The following is a 21,503-nucleotide window of genomic DNA, read 5'->3' as shown; positions in this document are numbered from 1 at the left end:
CCTGTTTTTATCAAATTAGAGGAATTTTGAACCAATTTTTTAAAAACCAGGATTGTGGTTTACAGCAGAGGAATAAACGTTATCTGTAAATTTATGGTGCCCGATTTTATAAATCTTTCCTCTGGCATCATATTCAATAGCCAAATCGCCAACCTGGTCTATTCTATTGCTCAGGTTGTAATCGATATGCAGTTTTCCAATTTTTTCAACACGATCATGTAAATCATATTCAATAGCGATATCCCCAATTCGATCGATTTGATTTCGGAAATTATAAGAAATTTTTTTGTAGCCTATTTTATCTATTCGGTTTTGGAAATTATATTCGATTGCTATATTTCCTATCTGCTCGATTTTGCCTTTAAAATTATAAGAGATTTCATAATTTCCTATCTTATCGATCTTGTTGTTAAAATTATATTCAATAGGGGAAGTACCAATATAGTCTATTAGATTGTTAAAGTTATAATCGATAGTATGGTCGTTAAAAAGCGAAATTTTACCATTTGCATTCCATTTAAAATGGTTCCATAGGCTTTGCGGTAACTTCTCCCGAATCTTGAGAAAGCTGCGTTGTTCTTCAAGTAAAACTATCGGTTCATTGTCTAAACTTACCGTAATAGGAATAGCTTCTATAAGATCCAGATAGGCAATTTTTCCTTCAGGATTTAGGATGATGTGGCCTACCTGAAAAAGAATACTTCCGTCTAATTGTAATACCGGATCAACATTTTGGGCAACTGTTTGTCGTGCTGTGACGAGAGAGAATAGAAAAACCAGGGAGTAGAAAATATGTTTCATGTTCGCTTTTTGATCGATTGAAAAAATATTAATGAAGCGAGCACAAAATACATGCCTAAATTTCTACACTTTTACCATTGCCGGCTAAAGGTTTCCCTCCGTTAAGATAAAAATCAATTCGGCCAAGGTATAGTCCGTAACATCCCACCTGGTTAATCATCACGTTATTATCTGCTTTGTTTTTTACAATGGTGGGTTCCTCTAAAAAAGTATGCGTATGCCCGCCAATGATAAGATCAATATTCTCGGTTTTTGCCGCTAATTTATGATCGTCTACTTTTTCGCTGTCATATTTATAACCTAAATGAGAAAGACAAATAACCAGATCACAGTTTTCTTCATTCTTTAAAATGGTACTCATGTCGGTAGCCCTTTCAATAGGGTCCAGGTATTTGGTTTCTTTATAAAGTTTATCGTTCACCAATCCTTTTAACTCGATCCCAACGCCAAAAACACCAATTCTAATTCCGTTTTTAGTAAAAACCTTGTAGGGTTTGGTGTGGCCATCCATAATGGTATTGCTGAAATCATAATTTGAAATTAAAAAATCGAAATCGGCATGCGGCAATTGTGCGTACAAGCCATCGATACCATTATCAAAATCGTGGTTTCCTAAAGTTGAAGCATCATACTTCAGCTTACTCATCAATTTAAATTCCAGTTCACCACCGTAAAAATTAAAATAAGGCGTTCCCTGAAAAATATCTCCCGCATCTAATAAAAGCGTATTGGGGTTTTCTTGTCTAATTTTTTCGATAAGTACCGCTCTTTTAGCAACACCACCCATATTTGGGTTTCGGTGATGATCTGGGCCAAAAGGTTCAATATGGCTGTGCACATCGTTAGTATGCAGAATGGTAATATGTTTTGTGGCTTCAGAAAAGCTAAGCGAAGACAACCCGCCTAATCCTACAAATGCTGAGGCTGCCGAGGTTTGCTGAATAAAATTTCTTCTTTTCATAGGAATAAATTCAGGTTAAGAATTTGTTTTTTCAATTTTTTAAAGGCTTTATAAAGAAACCGATTGGTATTATCCCTTTGGTTTATTCATTTCCTTTTTTAATCCCTGCAATTAGGAGTAAGCTATTCTTTAATAAATCTATCGTCTTGTTTTGCTTTTATCGTATCGATTTTCTGGAAATAATCGATAATCGCATTTCTAAGTTTATAATCGGTATCATACAAATTCACAGGATTGCTAAAAAAGCTCATGTTATCACCGCCCTGTTGTAAATAGTCTGAAGTGGCCACAAAATAATTTTGCTCGGGATTTATCGGTTTCCCGTTTATCATGGCACTGGTTACTTTATACTCTTTATTCATTTTTATCTTGATGCCACTTACAGGATGTGCCGATTTTGCCTTTTCTAAATAACGAAGTAATGCTTCTACTTTTTCTCCGCTTAATTCAGCAATGACGATTTGATTTTCAAAAGGCATCATATTGTAAGCATCGCGAGTGGTAACTGGCCCTTTGTTCAATTCGGACCGTATTCCGCCGTAATTCAGCAATACAAAATCGATGTTGTTCCCGGTTCGGCTTTTAAAAATGGGAGTAGCTTGTTTCATCACAATATCGGCCATTAAATTACCAATTCCGGTATTCATACCTTTTTCACCTTTACTTAAAACGTGGGGATTATACGCTAACGTACTATCCAGTGTTTTATTAAGATGCTCTTTAAAAGGAGCGATAAATGCTTCAATTTTGGGATCACCGGGAATCGTGCTGTCGATTGGGATTTCTTTACCTTCAATAGTTTTCTTGGAAACTTCAGTATCAAATTTGCAGGAAATAATACTTAAAATGCAAAAGATGAGGGGGATCTGTTTAATAAGCTTTTTCATAGTACATAAATTGCGATGCAAAGGTACGCAGATTAAAAAAGTAGGTGCCATTTCTTCGGAATAAATTAAAGCGGAAGCCAATATTGTGTAATTATTGTAACAAAAAAAACAAACCTGTTAAATATCAAAACTCATCTGAAGATTGGGCGCTTATCCCTGGTAAAATTCTATATGAAATTATTTACATTTGCTGGCCAATATCACCGCAGTGTTTAAGAATTTTAAATATTTTTTAGCTGAAAAGAAACTTTTGAAACAACATTCTGAAGTTTCGGTTATAAAAAATAAGAAATTGATCACCAAAGTGGGTTTGGTAACCACCGCTGAAGCTTTTGAAGAAGTAAAACCACTTTTAAAACTTCAGCAGGAGTTAAAAATTGCGAAAAGCAATTTTAAAGTTCTTGTTTGTACTGCAAAATCAGCTTCTGTAGAAGATGAACGAGCGATTTTCTTTGCCCCTTCAGAAATTAAAGCGGGCGGAAATATTGACAATAAAGCCGTTCAGGATTTTTTTAAATCGAATTTTGATGTTTTTATCTCTTTTTCTAAAAACGAAAACCGATTAAAAAAACTGGTCTTTAAATGTGCAATATCAGCGCTAAAGATCGATCACAAAAAAGAAAGTCCTGAAGCGAACCTTACCATCCAAACAGAAGATGTAAATGCATATCATCAGGAAATCCTTAAATACTTAAAAATACTAAAACAAATACGATAAATGAGCGCGTTTGTAGGCACGGGAGTAGCTTTGGTAACTCCGTTTAAAAATGATCTAAGCATAGATATTGAAGCTTTAGAGCGATTGGTAGAAGATCAAATTACCAATGGTATCGATTATCTTGTGGTTTTAGGGACTACAGGAGAATATTCTACGCTTAATAAACAGGAGAAAGAGCAGGTGATCGATTGTATCGTAAAGACCAATAATAATCGTCTTCCTTTAGTTTTAGGAATAGGTGGGAACAATACCATGGCCGTGGTAGAACAGGTTAAAGCTACAGATTTATCGGCTTTTCAGGCCGTATTATCGGTTTCCCCTTATTATAATAAACCATCGCAGGAAGGGATTTTTCAACATTTTAAATTAGTAGCAGAGGCCTCACCGCTTCCTATTATTTTATATAATGTTCCCGGGAGAACAAGTTCTAATATTTTACCAGAAACGATCGCCAGGATTGCCAGAGAGTGCGATAATGTGATAGGGGTAAAAGAAGCAGCAGGAGATATCGTGCAGGCCATGAAATTAATTAGTCTGGTACCAAAAGATTTTAAAGTGATCTCTGGCGACGATATGATTACGTTGCCAATGACGCTTGCCGGCGGGGCAGGAGTAATCTCTGTAATTGGGCAGGGGTTCCCGGCAGCATTCTCGCAAATGGTAAAACTGGGATTAGAAGCTAAGGCTAAAGAAGCCTACCAATTACATTATAAAATAGCCCCTTCTATCGATTTGATTTTTGCTGAAGGAAATCCGGTAGGGATTAAATCTTTATTAGAGAAAAAAGGAATCTGTTCTAAGAATGTACGGCTTCCGTTGGTAAATGCTTCGGAAGGGTTACACACTAAGATTGGAGATTTTGTAAATAATTTTCAGGCTGAAGTGGTTTAAATAGCCCTTCAACAATTAAAATTTTGATTAGGATAAGCTGCTTTTGGGCAGCTTTTTTTCATTTTAAAGAGAGAAAATTTTTTCCGAAGAAAAATAAACCTCGTTAAGGTATAATAAATAAAGGCTTTTACTGTTATTCTTGTACAAGCGGAAAGTTTTTTTTATAATTCCAAAAACCGTACTTTTGCAAGATGTTTTTACAAATGATGAGAAAAGGATTACTTTTATTAGGTTTATTATTTATACTTCAGTCCTGTAGTGACTACCAAAAGGTTTTAAAAAGCGAAAATGCGGGTGAGAAATATACCTTCGCCGAAAATCTGTATAATGAAGCTAAGGCTGAAGATAGTAACCGAAAATATAAAAAAGCGATTCGTCTTTTCGAACAAATTTTACCACAATATCGTGGTAAGCCCCAGGGAGAGAAATTAAGTTATCTTTTTGCCGATTCTTATTATCAGGTAGGAGATTATTATTTGTCTAGTTTTGAATTTGAACGTTTTGTACAATCCTATCCTAATAGTGATAAAGTAGAGGAAGCCTCCTTTAAATCGGGTAAAAGTTATTACGAAGAATCACCTCAATACGATTTAGATCAAACAGATACCAATAAGGCGATCGATGCTTTACAAAGTTATCTTAATAAATATCCTGACGGAGAATATGCAGAGGAAGCAAACTTATTGGCTACAGAACTTCGATTAAAATTAGAGAAAAAAGCATTTGAAATTGCAAAGCAATATTGGAGAATAGGGGGGAATTATCGTGAAGGAAACTTTACCGCGGCAATTACTTCTTTCAACAATTTTATAGCAGATTATCCAGGTACACCCTATCGCGAAGAAGCGTTTTACCTAAGATTTGATGCAGCTTATTCTTATGCAATAAACAGTTATAGAAATTTAATGCAAGAGCGTTTACAGGAAGCACTGGAATACTACCAGTCGTATAAGAAAAGTTACCCAGAGGGGGAATATATCGCTAATGTAGACGAAGCATACCAGGATATACAAGCAAGGTTGAAAACTTTTAATTAGTTTAAGGAAAATGGATATTAAAAAAACTGAAGCAGCGGTTAACACAATTACACTGGATAAAAACCAGATTGATGCGCCTACTGATAATATTTACGAGGCAATTTCAATTATCGCTAAGAGAGCGAACCAGATTAATACCGAGATCAAGAAAGAATTACTTGAAAAACTTGATGAGTTTGCTACTTACAATGACAGTTTAGATGAAATCTTTGAAAACAAAGAACAGATCGAAGTTTCTAAGTTTTACGAAAGATTACCTAAACCACATGCGTTGGCAGTAGAAGAATGGTTAAGCGATAAGATCTACTATCGTAACACCAAAGAATCAGAAGATACAATCTAAGAGATTTTAATAGATTCTATACAATATGTCTGTACTACGAGGCAAAAAAATACTTTTGGGTATTACCGGTGGTATTGCTGCCTATAAAACCGCCTCGTTAGTTCGACTTTTCATTAAAGCCGGCGCAGAAGTCCGTGTGGTGATGACGCCGGCTGCCAAAGATTTTATTACTCCGCTTACCCTTTCTACATTATCCAAAAATGAAGTCTATTCTTCTTTTACAGAAGATGAGGACGAAGTATGGAACAATCATGTAGAGCTGGGCTTATGGGCAGATATAATGCTTATAGCCCCCGCCACGGCCAATACCCTTTCTAAAATGGCCACCGGTAATAGCGATAACTTTTTATTAGCGACGTATGTTTCGGCTAAATGTCCGGTGTATTTTGCACCGGCGATGGATTTGGATATGTATAAACATCCATCCACCAAAAATAGCTTCGAAGCTTTAGAAAGCTATGGTAATTTTATGATTCCTGCCGGTACTGGTGAGCTTGCCAGTGGCCTAAGTGGTGAAGGAAGAATGGCCGAACCCGAGGAAATTTTTCAGTTTTTAGAAGATCATCTCTCCGAGTCTTTACCTTTAAAAGACAAACGAATAATGATCACGGCGGGCCCAACTTACGAGGCTATAGATCCTGTACGTTTTATTGGCAATCACAGCAGCGGTAAAATGGGGTATGAGATTGCAAAAGTAGCGGCAGATATGGGAGCTGAGGTGACTTTAATTTCAGGGCCTACACATTTACAGATCGCTGAAGATCATATCCATCTTATTAAAGTGGTAAGTACTCAGGAGATGTACGATGCCGCCCTTGCAAATTTTGAAAAAGCAGATGTGGTTATTGCAGCGGCAGCGGTAGCCGATTATAAACCCGAAACCGTAGCCGATCAAAAAATTAAAAAAGCCGACGAGACTTTAACAATACGCCTTACCAAAACTCAGGATATTTTACGTTCTTTAGGTGAGCGAAAGCAGCATCAAAAATTAATTGGTTTTGCCTTAGAGACCAATAACGAGCTGGAAAATGCCAAAACAAAGCTTCAAAAAAAGAACCTTGATTTTGTAGTACTCAATTCTCTACAGGATAAAGGAGCGGGATTTCAAAGTGATACTAATAAAGTAAGTTTTGTTTTTCAGGATGAGGTGAAAAGTTTTGGTTTAAAACCAAAATCTGAAGTAGCTGCCGATATTTTAAACGAAATAATTAATCTGTTTGATGAATAAAATATTCGCCATACTAATTTTTCTTTTTTGCTTTAACCTAAAAGCACAAGAGCTTAATTGCGATGTACAGATTAATGCCGAACAAACCGGCCAGGCTAACCTTAGTGTTTTTAAAACCTTAAAAAACTCGCTTCAAGAATTTATTAATACCAATAGCTGGACGGGTAGAGAATTACCGCCAGAGCAGCGCATTAATTGTAGTATGTTTATTACCGTTAGTGCTTTAGATGACGAGAATTTTTCAGCGAGTATTCAGGTACAATCTTCGCGGCCTGTATTTGGATCAGATATGGTAACGCCGCTTTTTAATTACAACGACGAGGATTTTAATTTTTCATATCGCCAATATCAACCACTAAATTATAATCAAAATTCCTACAGTTCTAACTTAGTTTCGGTAGTTAGTTTTTATGTATATACGATTTTAGGATTAGACGCCGATTCTTTTCAGCAAAATGGGGGGACCCCTTTTTTTGAAGAAGCTAAACAAATTGTAACCGTTGCCCAGCAAAGCAATAGTAGTGGTTGGCAACCCAGTGGCAATAACAGATCCAGGTTTAGGCTTAATGCCGATTTGCTTTCTAACTCATTTCAGGGATATCGTGATGCTTTGTATACGTATCATCGTGAAGGCTTAGACGTAATGCACGATAATATTACTGAAGGAAAACAAGCTATAGCGGTAGCGATAGAAAATTTACGGGAAATGAATTCGCTTAGACGAAATTCATTGTTATTACGTGTCTTTTTTGATGCAAAATCAGATGAAATTATAGATGTGTTTACCGGTGGCCCCGATGTTGGTACACGTGGGTTAACGCAAAAACTCAATAGTATGGCGCCTAATTACGCACGTAAGTGGCGACAAATTCAGTAATTACAATTCTTTTTTCTGGTAGTTGATTTGCGCCAAATTCTCCCTTATATTTAGCCTTAAATTCTAAGAAAAATTGCTTACATCTTTATCTATTAAAAATTACGCGTTGATCGAAGATATCAACATGAATTTAAAGCCGGGTTTCACCATTATCACCGGAGAAACCGGGGCAGGTAAATCTATTATGCTTGGTGCATTAGGTTTACTGCTGGGAAATCGGGCCGATTATAGTTCGATTAAAAATCCAGATAAAAAATGTGTGATAGAAGGTGTCTTTGATATTTCAAATTATGGTTTAACCAATTTCTTTGAAAAAGAAGATCTGGACTACGAACCAAAAACCATTATAAGAAGGGAAATTTTAGCGTCTGGGAAATCACGGGCATTCGTAAACGATACCCCTGTGACCCTTGCAAATTTAAATAACCTTGGTAATTATTTAATCGATATTCACAGTCAGCATGAAACGCTTAGTTTGGGGAATAATGATTATCAGTTTCAGGTGATCGATACCATCGCCGATAATGAATCGTTAAATTTAGAATATCGAGAGGCTTTAAAAGCGCTTAGAAGCTTACAAAAAAGAGGAGAAGTTTTAAAAGAAGAGCAGGCACAGGCTACAAAAGAGTATGATTACAATGTGTTTTTGCTGAATGAATTAGAGGAAGCAAGACTACAGCCCGGCATGCTTGAAGAGTTGGAGACGCGATATGAAGAGCTTAATAATGTTGAAGAACTTACCGAGCAGTTAAGTTCGGCTATCAATTATATTTCTCAGGAAGAAATAGGAAGTCTTACAACCTTAAAAGAGGTTCGCAATAATTTATCTAGGATTTCACGATTTTCGGCAACTTATGAAAGTTTACATGAACGTGTGCAAAGTGTAATTATCGAATTAGACGATATTCATACAGAATTGGAAGCCGCGTTGGAAAATACAGAAGCCGATCCTCAGGAACTTGAAAAGACGAACGATAAGCTTCAGCAAATCTATAACCTTCAAAAAAAGCATAATGTGCTTGAAATCGAAGAATTGCTCACTATCGCTGAAGAGTTAAGAAAACAGGTGGCGGTAAGTGAAAATGCCGAGGAGGCTTTAGCTGAAATCGCTTCAGCAATAAAAAAGCAAAAGGAAAAATTATCGAATATCGCCAAAAAGCTTCATGACCGCCGGGAAAAGATTATTCCGTCTTTTGTAAAAGAGACAGAAGCGATTTTAAGCGGATTGGGAATGCCAAACGCCCGGTTAAAAATTAGTTTAGAGCAGGGCGAGAAGTTTTTTGCTAACGGGAACGATACGTTAGGCTGGTATTTAGCCGCCAATAAAGGTGGGAGTTTTAAGGAAATTCGAAAAGCAGCCTCTGGTGGCGAATTATCCCGAATTATGCTGGCGGTTAAAAGTATTTTGGCCGCACAAAGTAACTTGCCTACAATTATTTTTGATGAGATCGATACGGGTGTTTCTGGTGATATTGCACAAAAAATGGGAGAGATTTTACAGAAAATGGGTCATAGCATGCAGGTCTTGGCTATTACTCATTTACCGCAAATTGCCGGAAAAGGAAATGCTCACTTTAAGATCTTTAAAGAAGATACAGGGGAGATTACCAGTACAAAAATTAAGCAATTAGCCCAGGAAGAACGTATAGACGAACTGGCGATGATGCTTGGCGGGAATACGATTAGTGAGTCGGCAAGAGCGCATGCTATAGCGCTGCTGGAGAATTAATAGATTTTAAAAATCTATGGCTGTATTGAATTTTACTATATTTACCAGCTGAAAGAATCTAAAAACAAATTTCGACATGTCATATAACCTTTTAAAAGGAAAAAAAGGAATCATTTTCGGGGCATTAGACGAGAATTCTATTGCATGGAAAACCGCTGTGAAAGCACACGACGAAGGTGCTGAAATTGTGCTTACCAACGCGCCAATCGCCATGAGAATGGGAAGTATTAAAACTTTAGCCGAGCAAATTGGTGCTGAAATTGTTCCTGCAGATGCTACAAAAGTTGAAGACTTAGAAAATCTTGTAGATAAAGCTACAGAAATCCTTGGAGGTAAGATCGATTTTGTACTCCATTCTATAGGGATGTCTGTAAACGTACGAAAAGGTAAACATTATACCGATCAAAATTATGAATGGACGGCAAAAGGCTGGGATGTATCTGCTGTTTCTTTCCATAAAACCATGCAGGCACTTTACCAAAAAGACGCGATGAGCGAGTGGGGAAGTATAGTTGCGCTTTCTTATATGGCTGCACAACGGGTATTCCCAGATTATAATGATATGGCCGATAATAAGGCGTATTTAGAAAGTATCGCCCGTAGTTTTGGATATTTCTTCGGTAAAGAAAAGAAGGTACGTGTAAATACTATTTCGCAATCACCAACGCCAACTACTGCCGGACAGGGGGTAAAAGGCTTTGATGGATTTATTGCTTATGCAGATAAAATGTCGCCGCTTGGTAATGCTACCGCTCAGGATTGTGCAGATTACACCATTACACTTTTCTCTGATCTTACTAAAAAAGTGACCTTACAAAACTTATATCATGACGGTGGTTTCTCTAACGTAGGCGTTAGCCAGGAAGTTATGGAAGCATTCGTTGAGAAAGAAAGCGAAAAATAATTTTTGCTGAACTTTAAAACTGAATTTACCTTCTAAAAAGTATGGCTGGCAGACCGTTAAGCTTAACTTAATTTAGGGTAAATTCAGTTTTTCTTTTTTAAATTCACTCCTAGAAATAGCAAAAGCAATGCTGTTATTCTTCTTAAAATGAATAGAGAATATTCTTTTATTGTTCCTGTTTATAACCGTCCTGAAGAGACCCGGGAACTGCTACAAAGTATGGTAGCTTTAAAATTTAGCCGAAAATTTGAAGTGGTTATTGTAGAAGATGGCTCTAGCCGAACTTCAGAACATGTAGTAAAAGATTTTCTTGAGCAGTTACAAATTAGTTATTATTTTAAAGATAATTCAGGACCCGGTAAATCCCGAAATTATGGCATGCAAAGGGCTAAAGGAAATTACTTTTTAATTTTGGATAGTGATGTGATTTTGCCACCAGATTATTTACAACAGGTAGACCAGTCTTTGGACAAAAATTACTGCGATTGTTTTGGAGGGCCAGATTGTGCGCATAAAACCTTTAGCGATATCCAAAAAGCTATAGATTTTACCATGACATCTTTCTTAACTACCGGTGGAATTCGTGGTGGTGAAAAGGCAGTGAATAAATTTCAGCCCAGAAGTTTTAATATGGGGCTTTCTAAAGAAGCTTTCGAAGCTACAGGAGGTTTTGGTAATATTCACCCGGGGGAAGATCCAGATCTTTCTTTACGTTTAGAAAAGCTGAATTTTAAAACCTGTTTAATTCCCAAAGCCGTCGTTTTTCATAAAAGGAGGATCGATTGGGAAAAATTTTATAATCAGGTTCATAAATTTGGACTTACAAGGCCCATTTTAAACAGGTGGCATAAAGGAAGTGCTAAGATTACGTATTGGTTTCCTTCTGTTTTTATCATAGGTTTTGTAATTTCTGTTTTAGCCATTCGTTTAGGAATCTGGTGGATGCTGGGCTTATTTATATTGTATTTTATAATTTTATTTTTATTGGCTGTGGTTAAAACAAAGAGTCTGAAAATTGGATTTTTAGCCATAATTGCCACGCTTATTCAGTTTTTTGGATATGGGTATGGATTTTTAAAATCCTCATGGTCAATGTTAATTTTAAAAGCAAATCCGGAAGAAGCTTACCCGGGATTATTTTTTAAGGATGCGTAGTTACGGTAACATAGGAGGAAAAAAAATTAAGAAGGCTAACGTAAAGGTGTTTGGTTTTTTCTTAATATTTTCTACTATTATTTGGGTGTTGGTGCAACTTTCTAAAGAATATAATCGTACCGTAGAAATTCCGCTTGCTTATATAAATACACCTTTAGATAAAAGTGTACAGGAAAAGCCAAAAACAGTGCGTTTTAATCTTGATGCCAAAGGATTTTTATTGATCTGGAAATACGAGTTTTTTAAACCCGTATTAACGATCGACTTAAAAAATGCCAAAGAAGTTGGTTCACAATTGGTGTACAATATTCGGGATAATCGAAATTCGATCGAAAATCAACTGGATATCGATTTTGATGATGCCAATTTCTTAAAAGATTCTTTAGTGATCGATTTTCAGCCCCGTAAAGAAAAAAGAGTGCTTGTTTTGCCCAAAACAAACCTTAATTATGATATAGGTTTTTCAGCGGTAAACAGGGTGCAGTTAGTGCCAGATAGTATTACCGTAAGCGGTCCTAAAAATATCATAGACACCCTAAGTAGTGTGTCTACCAATGTGATTAGCGCCAGCAATATAAGTAAAGACATTTTAGGAACGATCTCAATTGATACCACTAATCTGGGAATGCTTAATTTCTATAGGAACACCGTGGATTATACCCAAAAAGTAGCAAAATTTACGGAAGGGAATGTTGAAATCCCTGTAGAAGTAATTAATGTACCACGCGGTACAAATCTTACAATTTTCCCAAAAAGGGTGATGGTATATTATCAGGTAAACCTTAAGAATTATGAGTTTGTTAAAGCCGATCAGTTTAAGGTAGTTTGTGATTTTAACGAAATTCAGGAAGGAGTAGGGTATATGCTTGCGCAAATTAGCGAACAACCGCGTTTTGTTAATAATGTGCGTTTAAACGAACGCAAAATACAATTTATCATAAAACGATGATCTAAAAATGATTAAAGTAGGCCTTACCGGAGGAATAGGAAGCGGAAAAACAACCATTTCTAACATGTTTAAAGAATTGGGAGTGCCGGTTTATATTGCAGATGATGCAGGTAAGGAATTGATGAATACTTCAGCTGAAATTCGCCAGAAAATCATCCAGTTATTAGGGGAGGAGTCGTATCAAAATGATCAACCTAACCGTCCGTTTATAGCTTCAAAAGTCTTTCAGGATAAAAATTTACTCGAAAAACTCAATGCCATTATCCATCCGGCCGTAGCCCAACATTTTAGGGAATGGTTTGCTGCACAATCCTCAGCTTATATTGTTTACGAGGCAGCGATATTATTCGAAAAAGGTAGTTACAAAGATTTTGATTACAGTATTTTGGTTACTGCACCTAAAGAAACGCGAATTCAAAGGGTCTTAAAAAGGGATCATACTTCACGAGAACAAATTGAAGCAAGAATGAATAACCAATGGAGTGACGAAAAAAAGGAAAAACTGGCCGATTTTGTGATAAAAAATGAAGAAATTGAAGAATCCAAGAAACAGGTTATACATTTAAACGAGATTATCTTAAAGTCGGCTAAAAATTCCTAATTTCTCTGTTAACATTTGGTTAAACCGGTGATGCTCTAAATGTTAAAATATTACTTTTGGGAGCATGAATAAGAAGTTGTTTGTACTACTCGTTGTCTTAATGAGTTTGTCCCTTATTGGTATAATTTTCGTACAGGGCTACTGGATTAAGAGTACAGTTGAAGACAGAGAGGAGCAGTTTTCTTATAACGCAAAACAGGTGTTAATTGAGGTTTCTGAGCAAATTCAGAATAGTGAATTTGAACGCTATATTTTTGAATATGAATCTCAGTTACAAAATTCAGAACAGAAGATCGACCGAATAACCCTAACAGAATATTTGATCGCTACCCGGGATGAATTTAAGAATGAAGACGTTTTTAATTTTGGAACGATACAGGAAGCGGATTATAAAATATCTTCAGACTTTCTTGGTGCCGAAAAGCAAAACGACAGCATTCAGATCAAAAAACTGATTAACCGTAAGGTTACCCAAATAGTAAAGGATAAAGAAGAAGATTCTGGCGCTGCCGCCAAAACTGCTTCAGATATTATGCAAAGGGTAATGCGTTTGGAAGATTATGAAAAGGAAATTTTGCGTGATGTAATTTCTGAAGCTGCTGCTAGACAACCTTTAAGAAAACGAGTTTCAGAGAAGACCATAGAAAACTTGCTAAAGAGAGAATTAGCAAGTCGTCATCTTGATACCCAATTTGAGTATGCGGTGTATAGCAACGCTATAGAAACTGGGGTACATTCAGACGATTTTGATGTTTCACATCCCGCGACTTACGGTGTGCCGCTTTTTGTGGATAGGGAGGGGAATAGTAGCTACCAGCTACTCGTAAATTTTAAAGGAAAAAAAGGTGTTGTATTATCCTCGGTAACCTTAATGGCCGTATTATCGATTGTTTTTACCTTAATTATCGTTATTGCATATTCCAGTGCTTTATCGCAGTTAATAAGACAACGCCAGATATCGCAGATAAAGACCGATTTTATTAATAATATGACGCATGAGTTTAAAACTCCTATTGCAACGATAAATCTGGCTTTGGATGCCATAAAGAATCCTAAGATTATTTCAGATCAAACAAAAGTTTTTAGGTATCTGCAAATGATTAGGGACGAGAATAAAAGAATGCACGCTCAGGTAGAGAACGTTTTACGCATTTCGAAATTAGAGAAAAATGAGCTCGATTTAAATAAAGAGCGCCTGCAATTACATGATATTATTTTAGATGCCATAACTCACGTAGAATTGATTGTAGAAGACCGTAATGGTTACATTCAAACTCATTTTGGAGCTTTAAAATCTTCAATTTTAGCCAATCAGGATCATTTTACCAATGTTATTGTAAATATTTTAGATAATGCTATAAAATATAGCGAAGATGAACCAAGGATCGATATTTATACAGAAAATGTAAAACATTACATTATTGTAAAGATCCGGGACCAGGGCGCAGGAATGACCAGGGCCGTTCAGAAAAAAATATTTGAAAAATTTTATAGAGAACATACCGGTGATATTCATAATGTGAAAGGTCATGGTTTAGGATTGGCTTATGTAAAGCAAATTCTGGACGATCATCACGGACAGATTACTGTGAATAGTGAAAAAGGAAAAGGAAGCACGTTTATAATTAAATTACCACTAATATCTTAATATATGGAAACTGAAAACAAGAAAATTTTACTAGTAGAGGACGATCCAAACTTTGGAACGGTACTTAAAGATTACCTTGCAATGAATGAATACGAGGTAACTCACGCTAAAAACGGAATGGAAGGATTCGAAAAATTTAAAAAAGATGATTACGACCTTTGTATTCTGGATGTGATGATGCCTTACAAAGATGGATTTACTTTAGCGAAAGAAATTCGTGAAAAAAACGAAGAAATCCCAATTATCTTCTTAACTGCAAAAGCAATGAAAGAAGATGTATTAAAAGGGTATAAAGTAGGGGCAGATGATTACTTAAATAAGCCTTTTGATAGTGAAGTATTACTTATGAAAATTAAGGCTATTATGCAGCGTAAAGCTACAGATAGCGTTGCTGATAGTAAGCAATTTGAATTCGAAATTGGGAATTTCCACCTGAATTCTAAGCTTAGATTTTTAACGTTTGGAGACGAGGAACCTCAAAAATTATCTCCTAAAGAAAACGAATTACTTCGTTTACTGGCATTGCACGAAAATGACCTAATGCCTAGAGAACTAGCCTTAACCAAAATCTGGAGAGACGATAATTATTTTACCTCTAGAAGTATGGATGTTTATATCGCTAAATTACGTAAATACCTTAAAAAGGACGAAAACGTAGAGATTTTAAACATTCACGGGGAAGGATTTAGACTTGTTGTAAAAAACAAGGAAGAAGAAAAAGCGTAAGCAATCAAATAATAACAGATAACAATTTTCAGTTTCAAAGGAAGGAATATGCTGCTCTTAAATGAGCAGGATATTCCATAACCTTTACTGAAATTTGATTGTTTCTACTTGATAATGGAGACTAAATGTTCCTGTTCCACTTAGCTGTGGTGATAGGAGGTCTCGAAAAATATGAAGTGATGTTCTAATACATTCCTCATGGGTTTCCCTGAGGTTCATTACTTTACACTCATTTTGAAGTATTTATTTCTTCAGAAATAAACTTAGTGATCTCTTCTGGTTTGGTTTTATAGTCAAACCAATTGATTTTATTATTTTTTCTGAACCAGGTTAGTTGTCTTTTGGCAAATCTGCGCGTATTTTTTTTGATCTCTGAAATAGCGAATTCCAGTTCGATTTCATCATCAAAATAACTGAAAAGTTCTTTGTATCCCACAGTATTTAGGGCATTTAAATGCTTTTTAGGGTATAGCTTTTTAGCTTCTGCCAATAATCCTGCCTGCATCATGATATCTACTCTTAAATTGATGCGGTCGTATATTATCTGGCGATCGGCCGTAAGGCCAATTTCAATAATATCGAAGTTTCGTTTTCCTTTTTTCTGATTTAAAAAGGAAGAAAATTTTTCGCCAGTTCCAATACAAATCTCAAGGGCTCTAATTACCCGGTGAGGGTTTTCTATATCAGCTTTTTCAAAATACTCAGGATCCAGTTCCTTTAATTGTTCCTTAAGGCTTTGTAAATCTTGCTGCTCTAATAATGTATTTAGATTTTGCCGAATTTCAGGATTAATTTCAGGAAAATCATCAAGACCTTCAGTGATGCTTTTTACATATAAGCCGCTACCGCCAACCATTACAAGAACATCATGTTTCTTAAAAAGCTCATGGAGTTTTGCTATAGCCTCTTTTTCAAAATCACCAACCGAGTATTGGTGCTCTATAGAGATATGCTGAATAAAATGATGCTTTGCGGCTGCTAATTCTTCTAGAGAAGGAACCGCGGTACCAATACTCATTTCTTTAAAGAACTGTCGTGAATCTGCCGAAATAATTTCAGTATCAAAATAATTGGCAATATAGACTCCCAATGCTGTTTTGCCTATTGCAGTAGGCCCTACAACACTTATTAATACCTTGTTATTCATTTAGTTTGTTTCCGCAGTTATGACAAAATTCGGCTTTAGATAAATGTTTATCTTCATTACAATGAGGACAAACTTGGGTGTTATTGGCAAGACTTGCGTCTGTAGCTCTACTATATTCTGCTCCTACAATTCCGGTAGGGACAGCGATGATGCCGTACCCCACAATCATAAGTAACGAGGCCAATAACCGGCCAAGAGGCGTAATAGGTGCAATATCACCAAAGCCAACGGTGGTAAGGGTTACAATACACCAGTAAATGCTTATTGGGATGTTATCAAAACCACTGTCTTTTCCTTCGATTAGGTGCATTAATGTACCAGTTATAATACAGATAATAAAAACGGCAAATAAGAAAACAAGGATCTTGGCTTTACTGTTTTTTAAGGCGATAGCCAGTTTATTAGATTCGCCGACGTATCGCGTAATTTTTAGCACTCGGAATACACGTAGCAATCGCAAGGCCCTAATAGCAAAAAACAGGTTTTTGCCCCCCATAAAAAATCCAAGATAGCTGGGTAGGGTAGAAAGTAAGTCGACGATCCCGTAAAAACTGAAAATATAACTTTTAGGCCTTTTAATCACCAGAATTCTGGCAATGTATTCTATCGTAAAGAAGATGGTAATCACCCATTCTGCAATAAAAAATTCCCAGTAATATTCTACGTGAATATGGGTAATACTTTCCAGCATTACCAGTACTACACTAAAAACTATAAGGATTAAGAGAACAATATCAAACAACTTCCCCAAAGGAGTATCGGCTTCGTAAATAATATCGTAAAGCCGCTTTTTCCATGCAGGTCTGTCATCTTTTGCTCTCAAAGTATATTAATTTTCTGCTAAGTTATCTTTTTTTTCTTTTAGAACAATTACCGACTGATTTTGGATCTTTACCAGAATATCCATAAACTCTTTTAGGTAAGGATAATAGCCTGAAGCATACATAGGTTCAGAAAAAATGACTCGAAGCCGAACATATAAATGATGCTCATCTGCCTTTTGAGTGATAAATTGAAGTTTGGCAGCGGCATTTGGCAGTCCAAAAATTTGTTGTTCAGGGATTTCTACTATTTCGTAATTTTCGGGTGTCTCTACTAAAATACTAGCGCTGTACACATCCTTGTATCCAAAATCAATAGGATATTTTCTTTCTTCAAGTTTAAAAGGATTTTCTTTCCAGAACACAAAAGTAAAAGGGTTAAGGTAAATCCTATCGTTAATTTTCTGAGAGATATTTTTGATCTCATACTTCACCAAAGGCTCTTTCTCAGTGTTTTTTTCATTTTCGTATTCCAGATGAATAAGTTCGTAGGAATCACGAATGTTGTTTAAATTTTTTAAAATCTTTTCGTCTTCAGAAGATTCTTTGATTTTCTTGCGGGCAGTGGAAGCATGATATCCCCCAAAACTCTGAATTGATTTTAAGATAGATGTACCGTCTTCATTAACCACTAAACTATCGCGATAAGCTATTTTTGAGAAATCTTCAGGTATGATATCTACCCAACTGCTTTCATTATCAAAATCCAGTTTTCTTCCGTACTGATTAAGCGCTCTAAAAGGAAGCTGCCCAAATTCAACAAACTCGTCTGTCGCATCTAGCATATATTCTTTACCATCAGCTTCCAATAAAACAAATAGGTAATTAAAATCTGATAGCACCGGGATTATTTTCTTCGGAAACCCTGCATTTCGCGTGGCGCTTATTACTGGATATGCCGTGTAGCCCTCGTTTATGTAAAAATTATGAAGTAGAACATTTACTGAAGAAACATTACCGGTATGGTCTTCTAAAAGATCTTTAAGGTTCATGTCGTTAAAGATCCCGTATTTGCCGTTCCATTTATAATGTTCCCTAACAAAATTATAAATCGCTTTCGCTTTATCAAGATTGTTTTCCTGATTTGCAATTTCGGCAGGCAATAATTCTTTTACCAGTCGGTCTTTTTTTAACTGCCTACCAATGTTTTTATCGGTTCTAAACTCGCGATCTACATCTTTCCATTCTTTTGTGTATTTACGCTCGTAACCATCTAACATGGTAATTTGTTTCAACTCATACTCAATCCTGGAAATGTAATTGTATTTAGAGGTAAGGTAATCTTCTTCAATAAATGCAGGGATTTCTTTCATAGCGTAAACGGTAGTGATGCAATCCCCTCCATTTTGTGTTTGCCCTCCGTAAAAACAGTTTTTCTTAATATCGGCATCATTTTGATCTAATTCCAGTTCGCCCATTTTTACGATACTGTAATCATAATTTGCAGGGATTTCAGTCTCATAACGGCTATAGACTTTAGGAATATCTTCCTGAAACCACCAGGTATGAAAATTAAAAAGGTAAGGGGTTTCTAATTTGTAGGAATAAACAAGTACGGCACCAGGTTTCAAATCTGGGAAGGTGAATTTTATATAGTCATGCTTTTCTCCTTCTTCCGTAAAAATTTTGTTTTCAGAAAGTACTTTAGATCGAATGGTAGAGCCTTCTAGGTAATAGGTTGTGGCTTTAAGGTCGTGAATTTTTTCAGCTCCATTGCCCCCTTTATAAAGTGGAATTACAATATTAGCCTCGTCATACCCTTCTTTATTTAAGATCTTTATTTTAGCCTCATAATTCGTGAAAAGGTGGTAATCCCCGCCATCTTCGATTTCACTAAAACCATTTTCAAAAATATAAAAAGCATTGGCTGTGGTGTCTGGTAAATACGTATTGGCGTAAAGCTCTTCTTTCGTTACTCTGGTATTTTCAATATTAAAGTTTTGCCGGTTGAATTGATGTTCTTTCTCCTGGGCAAAAATGCTGATGCTAAAAGTAACTAATAGCGGTAGTAAAAATTTATTCATTTTCAGAAAATTGAATGATTTTAAGCCTCTTATTCTTTCTTAAGTAGCTTTGGATGATATGTTGGGCGTCTCTATCATTCGTCATAGGGGTGATGATAGATTTTATAATATCTAATTTGTTGACTTGATGATTTAGATTATAATAACCTACTCCTTTAAATTTTCCTTCTTCAATGAGTAATGCACTTTTTTCGTCTACATCGCGACCACGATCTATAACCAGCATATTTTGGTTCGTGTACGAATATTTTTCTATAAGTTGCATTACCCTGGCATTATAACTTTGGGGACTTTCCTGGCCTATACATGCGCCGTGACAGCTTTTTATCGTATAATAAAAACAACTACCATTGCCTGGCTGCTCTCCGGAAATCCTTGCACAAAGCTCATATTCTTCGATCCATCGGGCAAGCGTATTTTTTGCTGAACGTAAACTGCTAAAGGTGGTGATGCAGTTTTTTGCCGATCGCGCTTTGCTGATTTTAAAATTGATATAACCATCTTTATCGGTATAATGATAAAGACCGTGGGTGAAAATATGTCTTTTGAGCGCCCTGTTATATTTGGGCTTATTACTTTTTATTTCCTGATTTTCCCGAAGCAGGGCAATAAGTTCATTTCCGGTAGATTCGTAAGAAACCGAAGCAACTTCTTTTTGCATCTCCCGCGCCTTTGCGTGATCGTTGGTAAAATGCTGATTGATACGCTTTTTTATATTTTTACTCTTACCAATATAAATGATCTCACCATCATCATCATGCAAATAGTAAATACCGGTAGTTGCGGGTAAATCGTCTAAAATATAAACTAATTTACTGTCTAATTGTCGTTTAGGCTCCAGCCTAACGTTGTCCTTTAAAATGTCTTTTTTGGTGTCTTTAGCCAACAGCATTTTAAAAAGTTTTACCGTGGCTTGCGCATCGCCATTCGCCCGATGACGATCACTAAGCGGTATTCCCAAAGCTCTTACCAGTTTTCCTAAACTGTAAGAAGGCATATCTGGGATTAATTTTTTAGAAAGTTCTACCGTACACAATGATTTTCGCTGAAAATCGAAACCAAGACGCTTAAATTCGGTTCTTAAAATGCGGTAATCAAATTTGGCATTATGGGCCACGATAATACAATTTGTAGTGATCTCTACAATTCTTTTGGCAACCTCATAAAACTTAGGAGCATTACGCAGCATTTCATTGTTAATCCCGGTAAGGCCAACCACAAATGGCTGTATGGGGCGTTCTGGATTAATAAGGCTTATAAACTGATCTACCACTTTTTCACCGTCGAATTTGTAAATAGCAATTTCGGTTATTCCTTCCTCATTATACTTTCCGCCAGTAGTTTCTATGTCTAAAATTGCGTACAAAAATTGTCCTCTGTTTAATTGTAATTACGAGCTCCAAAAATCGAGCTTCCAATTCTTACCATGGTGCTTCCATGCTTTACGGCAATTTTATAATCACCACTCATTCCCATGGAAAGCTCTTTAATTGCTGGATATTTTACTCTGAAATCTTTAAAAACCGAATGCAGATAATCAAATTCTTCGGCAACTTTTTCATCATTATCGGTATTTGTTGCCATTCCCATCAATCCAACAACCGCTACATTTTCAAAAGCTTTATATGCGGCCGATTGTAAAATTTCTTCGGCTTCGCCGGCAGAAATCCCAAATTTAGAATCTTCTTCAGCTATTTTAATTTGAAGCAGACATCTAATTACCCGGTCGTGCTTTTTAGCCTGTTTATTAATTTCTTTTAAAAGTTTCAGGCTATCTACGGCATGGATCAGGCCAACATAAGGTGCCATATATTTTACCTTATTTCGCTGAACATGTCCAACCATATGCCATTCGATATCCTTGGGTAAAGCTTCCCATTTATCGGTCATTTCCTGGATCTTATTTTCCCCGAAAATGCGCTGTCCTACTTCATAAGCTTCCAGGAGATCCTCGTTTGGCTTGGTTTTGCTTATCGCCACAAGATCTACGGTATCAGGAAGTTCGTTCCTGTATTTTTTGATATTTTCAGCAATATTCATTCTGCGTTATTTCTGT

The 21,503-nt window shown here is 36.2% G+C and carries 21 protein-coding genes; 13 read left to right on the top strand and 8 right to left on the bottom strand.

Going from position 1 to position 21,503, the window contains the following annotated elements:
- Positions 1-39: 39 nt before the first annotated feature.
- The 3 genes from L1967_RS05430 to L1967_RS05420 form a co-directional block, all read right to left on the bottom strand.
- Positions 40-801 carry a hypothetical protein gene (locus L1967_RS05430; protein ID WP_249600712.1) on the bottom strand — a complete coding sequence of 254 codons (762 nt, stop codon included), beginning with the start codon at positions 799-801 and terminating at the stop codon, positions 40-42.
- Positions 802-856: 55 nt separating this feature from the next.
- Positions 857-1,762 carry a bifunctional metallophosphatase/5'-nucleotidase gene (locus L1967_RS05425; protein WP_249600711.1) on the bottom strand — a complete coding sequence of 302 codons (906 nt, stop codon included), beginning with the start codon at positions 1,760-1,762 and terminating at the stop codon, positions 857-859.
- A 122-nt stretch (positions 1,763-1,884) separates the two neighbouring features.
- Positions 1,885-2,649 (bottom strand): 5'-nucleotidase C-terminal domain-containing protein, encoded by a 765-nt coding sequence (locus L1967_RS05420; protein WP_249600710.1) that lies wholly within the window; start codon positions 2,647-2,649, stop codon positions 1,885-1,887.
- A gap of 208 nt (positions 2,650-2,857) precedes the next feature.
- On the opposite strand from L1967_RS05420, the gene L1967_RS05415 reads away from it, so the two are divergent.
- The 13 genes from L1967_RS05415 (at position 2,858) to L1967_RS05355 (ending at position 15,455) form a co-directional block, all read left to right on the top strand.
- On the top strand, positions 2,858-3,367 hold the full coding sequence (locus L1967_RS05415) for a DUF6913 domain-containing protein (protein ID WP_420856399.1): 510 nt from the start codon (positions 2,858-2,860) through the stop codon (positions 3,365-3,367).
- Positions 3,368-4,258 carry a 4-hydroxy-tetrahydrodipicolinate synthase gene (gene dapA / locus L1967_RS05410; protein ID WP_249600708.1) on the top strand — a complete coding sequence of 297 codons (891 nt, stop codon included), beginning with the start codon at positions 3,368-3,370 and terminating at the stop codon, positions 4,256-4,258.
- Between the two features lie 203 nt (positions 4,259-4,461).
- Complete coding sequence (locus tag L1967_RS05405; RefSeq protein ID WP_338063516.1) at positions 4,462-5,295, top strand: outer membrane protein assembly factor BamD; 834 nt, start codon at positions 4,462-4,464, stop codon at positions 5,293-5,295.
- A gap of 10 nt (positions 5,296-5,305) precedes the next feature.
- Positions 5,306-5,638, top strand: coding sequence for a DNA-directed RNA polymerase subunit omega (locus tag L1967_RS05400; RefSeq protein WP_249600706.1), 333 nt, complete (start codon positions 5,306-5,308; stop codon positions 5,636-5,638).
- Between the two features lie 25 nt (positions 5,639-5,663).
- The gene (gene coaBC, locus L1967_RS05395) at positions 5,664-6,866 is read left to right on the top strand and encodes a bifunctional phosphopantothenoylcysteine decarboxylase/phosphopantothenate--cysteine ligase CoaBC (RefSeq protein ID WP_249600705.1); all 1,203 of its coding nucleotides are present in this window, start codon (positions 5,664-5,666) and stop codon (positions 6,864-6,866) included.
- On the top strand, positions 6,859-7,743 hold the full coding sequence (gene porD / locus L1967_RS05390; RefSeq protein ID WP_249600704.1) for a type IX secretion system protein PorD: 885 nt from the start codon (positions 6,859-6,861) through the stop codon (positions 7,741-7,743). Before coaBC ends, porD begins: the two co-directional genes overlap by 8 nt.
- 73 nt (positions 7,744-7,816) lie before the next feature.
- Positions 7,817-9,472: a DNA repair protein RecN gene (recN, locus tag L1967_RS05385; protein ID WP_249600703.1), complete on the top strand. Its 1,656-nt coding sequence runs from the start codon at positions 7,817-7,819 to the stop codon at positions 9,470-9,472.
- A 76-nt stretch (positions 9,473-9,548) separates the two neighbouring features.
- Positions 9,549-10,376 carry an enoyl-ACP reductase FabI gene (locus L1967_RS05380; RefSeq protein WP_249600702.1) on the top strand — a complete coding sequence of 276 codons (828 nt, stop codon included), beginning with the start codon at positions 9,549-9,551 and terminating at the stop codon, positions 10,374-10,376.
- Between the two features lie 147 nt (positions 10,377-10,523).
- Positions 10,524-11,531 (top strand): glycosyltransferase family 2 protein, encoded by a 1,008-nt coding sequence (locus L1967_RS05375; protein WP_249600701.1) that lies wholly within the window; start codon positions 10,524-10,526, stop codon positions 11,529-11,531.
- A complete protein-coding gene (locus L1967_RS05370; RefSeq protein WP_249600700.1) occupies positions 11,524-12,480 on the top strand; it encodes a CdaR family protein in 957 nt (318 codons plus the stop codon). Before L1967_RS05375 ends, L1967_RS05370 begins: the two co-directional genes overlap by 8 nt.
- 7 nt (positions 12,481-12,487) lie before the next feature.
- Entirely contained in the window at positions 12,488-13,081 is a 594-nt protein-coding gene (gene coaE, locus L1967_RS05365) for a dephospho-CoA kinase (RefSeq protein ID WP_249600699.1), read from the top strand.
- A 64-nt stretch (positions 13,082-13,145) separates the two neighbouring features.
- Positions 13,146-14,729 (top strand): sensor histidine kinase, encoded by a 1,584-nt coding sequence (locus L1967_RS05360; RefSeq protein ID WP_249600698.1) that lies wholly within the window; start codon positions 13,146-13,148, stop codon positions 14,727-14,729.
- A gap of 3 nt (positions 14,730-14,732) precedes the next feature.
- The gene (locus L1967_RS05355) at positions 14,733-15,455 is read left to right on the top strand and encodes a response regulator transcription factor (RefSeq protein ID WP_013072650.1); all 723 of its coding nucleotides are present in this window, start codon (positions 14,733-14,735) and stop codon (positions 15,453-15,455) included.
- 229 nt (positions 15,456-15,684) lie between these two features.
- On the opposite strand, the gene miaA is transcribed toward L1967_RS05355, so the two are convergent.
- The 5 genes from miaA to L1967_RS05330 are packed head-to-tail and all read right to left on the bottom strand — an operon-like array spanning position 15,685 to position 21,487.
- Positions 15,685-16,602 carry a tRNA (adenosine(37)-N6)-dimethylallyltransferase MiaA gene (gene miaA / locus L1967_RS05350; RefSeq protein WP_249600697.1) on the bottom strand — a complete coding sequence of 306 codons (918 nt, stop codon included), beginning with the start codon at positions 16,600-16,602 and terminating at the stop codon, positions 15,685-15,687.
- Positions 16,595-17,425, bottom strand: coding sequence for an ion transporter (locus tag L1967_RS05345; protein WP_249600696.1), 831 nt, complete (start codon positions 17,423-17,425; stop codon positions 16,595-16,597). The genes miaA and L1967_RS05345 overlap by 8 nt, the downstream gene beginning before the upstream one ends.
- Before the next feature lie 6 nt (positions 17,426-17,431).
- Positions 17,432-19,447, bottom strand: coding sequence for a DUF3857 domain-containing protein (locus tag L1967_RS05340; RefSeq protein WP_249600695.1), 2,016 nt, complete (start codon positions 19,445-19,447; stop codon positions 17,432-17,434).
- On the bottom strand, positions 19,440-20,813 hold the full coding sequence (locus L1967_RS05335) for an exonuclease domain-containing protein (protein ID WP_249600694.1): 1,374 nt from the start codon (positions 20,811-20,813) through the stop codon (positions 19,440-19,442). Before L1967_RS05335 ends, L1967_RS05340 begins: the two co-directional genes overlap by 8 nt.
- Positions 20,814-20,827: 14 nt before the next feature.
- Entirely contained in the window at positions 20,828-21,487 is a 660-nt protein-coding gene (locus L1967_RS05330) for a YggS family pyridoxal phosphate-dependent enzyme (protein WP_249600693.1), read from the bottom strand.
- Positions 21,488-21,503 lie beyond the last annotated feature (16 nt).

It is taken from the genome of Zunongwangia pacifica (genome assembly GCF_023499215.1).
Classification (GTDB): Bacteria; Bacteroidota; Bacteroidia; order Flavobacteriales; family Flavobacteriaceae; genus Zunongwangia; species Zunongwangia pacifica.
The sequence above is the reverse complement of the archived record's forward strand: the minus strand, read 5'-3'. Positions and strand labels throughout refer to the sequence as shown.

Bases quoted from the DNA above. Each gene is read 5' to 3' on its own strand.
- L1967_RS05430 (WP_249600712.1), bottom strand. From the start codon at position 801: ATGAAACATATTTTCTACTCCCTGGTTTTTCTATTCTCTCTCGTCACA.
- L1967_RS05425 (WP_249600711.1), bottom strand. From the start codon at position 1,762: ATGAAAAGAAGAAATTTTATTCAGCAAACCTCGGCAGCCTCAGCATTT.
- L1967_RS05420 (WP_249600710.1), bottom strand. From the start codon at position 2,649: ATGAAAAAGCTTATTAAACAGATCCCCCTCATCTTTTGCATTTTAAGT.
- dapA (WP_249600708.1), top strand. From the start codon at position 3,368: ATGAGCGCGTTTGTAGGCACGGGAGTAGCTTTGGTAACTCCGTTTAAA.
- L1967_RS05405 (WP_338063516.1), top strand. From the start codon at position 4,462: ATGATGAGAAAAGGATTACTTTTATTAGGTTTATTATTTATACTTCAG.
- L1967_RS05400 (WP_249600706.1), top strand. From the start codon at position 5,306: ATGGATATTAAAAAAACTGAAGCAGCGGTTAACACAATTACACTGGAT.
- coaBC (WP_249600705.1), top strand. From the start codon at position 5,664: ATGTCTGTACTACGAGGCAAAAAAATACTTTTGGGTATTACCGGTGGT.
- porD (WP_249600704.1), top strand. From the start codon at position 6,859: ATGAATAAAATATTCGCCATACTAATTTTTCTTTTTTGCTTTAACCTA.
- L1967_RS05380 (WP_249600702.1), top strand. From the start codon at position 9,549: ATGTCATATAACCTTTTAAAAGGAAAAAAAGGAATCATTTTCGGGGCA.
- L1967_RS05375 (WP_249600701.1), top strand. From the start codon at position 10,524: ATGAATAGAGAATATTCTTTTATTGTTCCTGTTTATAACCGTCCTGAA.
- L1967_RS05370 (WP_249600700.1), top strand. From the start codon at position 11,524: ATGCGTAGTTACGGTAACATAGGAGGAAAAAAAATTAAGAAGGCTAAC.
- coaE (WP_249600699.1), top strand. From the start codon at position 12,488: ATGATTAAAGTAGGCCTTACCGGAGGAATAGGAAGCGGAAAAACAACC.
- L1967_RS05360 (WP_249600698.1), top strand. From the start codon at position 13,146: ATGAATAAGAAGTTGTTTGTACTACTCGTTGTCTTAATGAGTTTGTCC.
- L1967_RS05355 (WP_013072650.1), top strand. From the start codon at position 14,733: ATGGAAACTGAAAACAAGAAAATTTTACTAGTAGAGGACGATCCAAAC.
- miaA (WP_249600697.1), bottom strand. From the start codon at position 16,602: ATGAATAACAAGGTATTAATAAGTGTTGTAGGGCCTACTGCAATAGGC.
- L1967_RS05340 (WP_249600695.1), bottom strand. From the start codon at position 19,447: ATGAATAAATTTTTACTACCGCTATTAGTTACTTTTAGCATCAGCATT.
- L1967_RS05330 (WP_249600693.1), bottom strand. From the start codon at position 21,487: ATGAATATTGCTGAAAATATCAAAAAATACAGGAACGAACTTCCTGAT.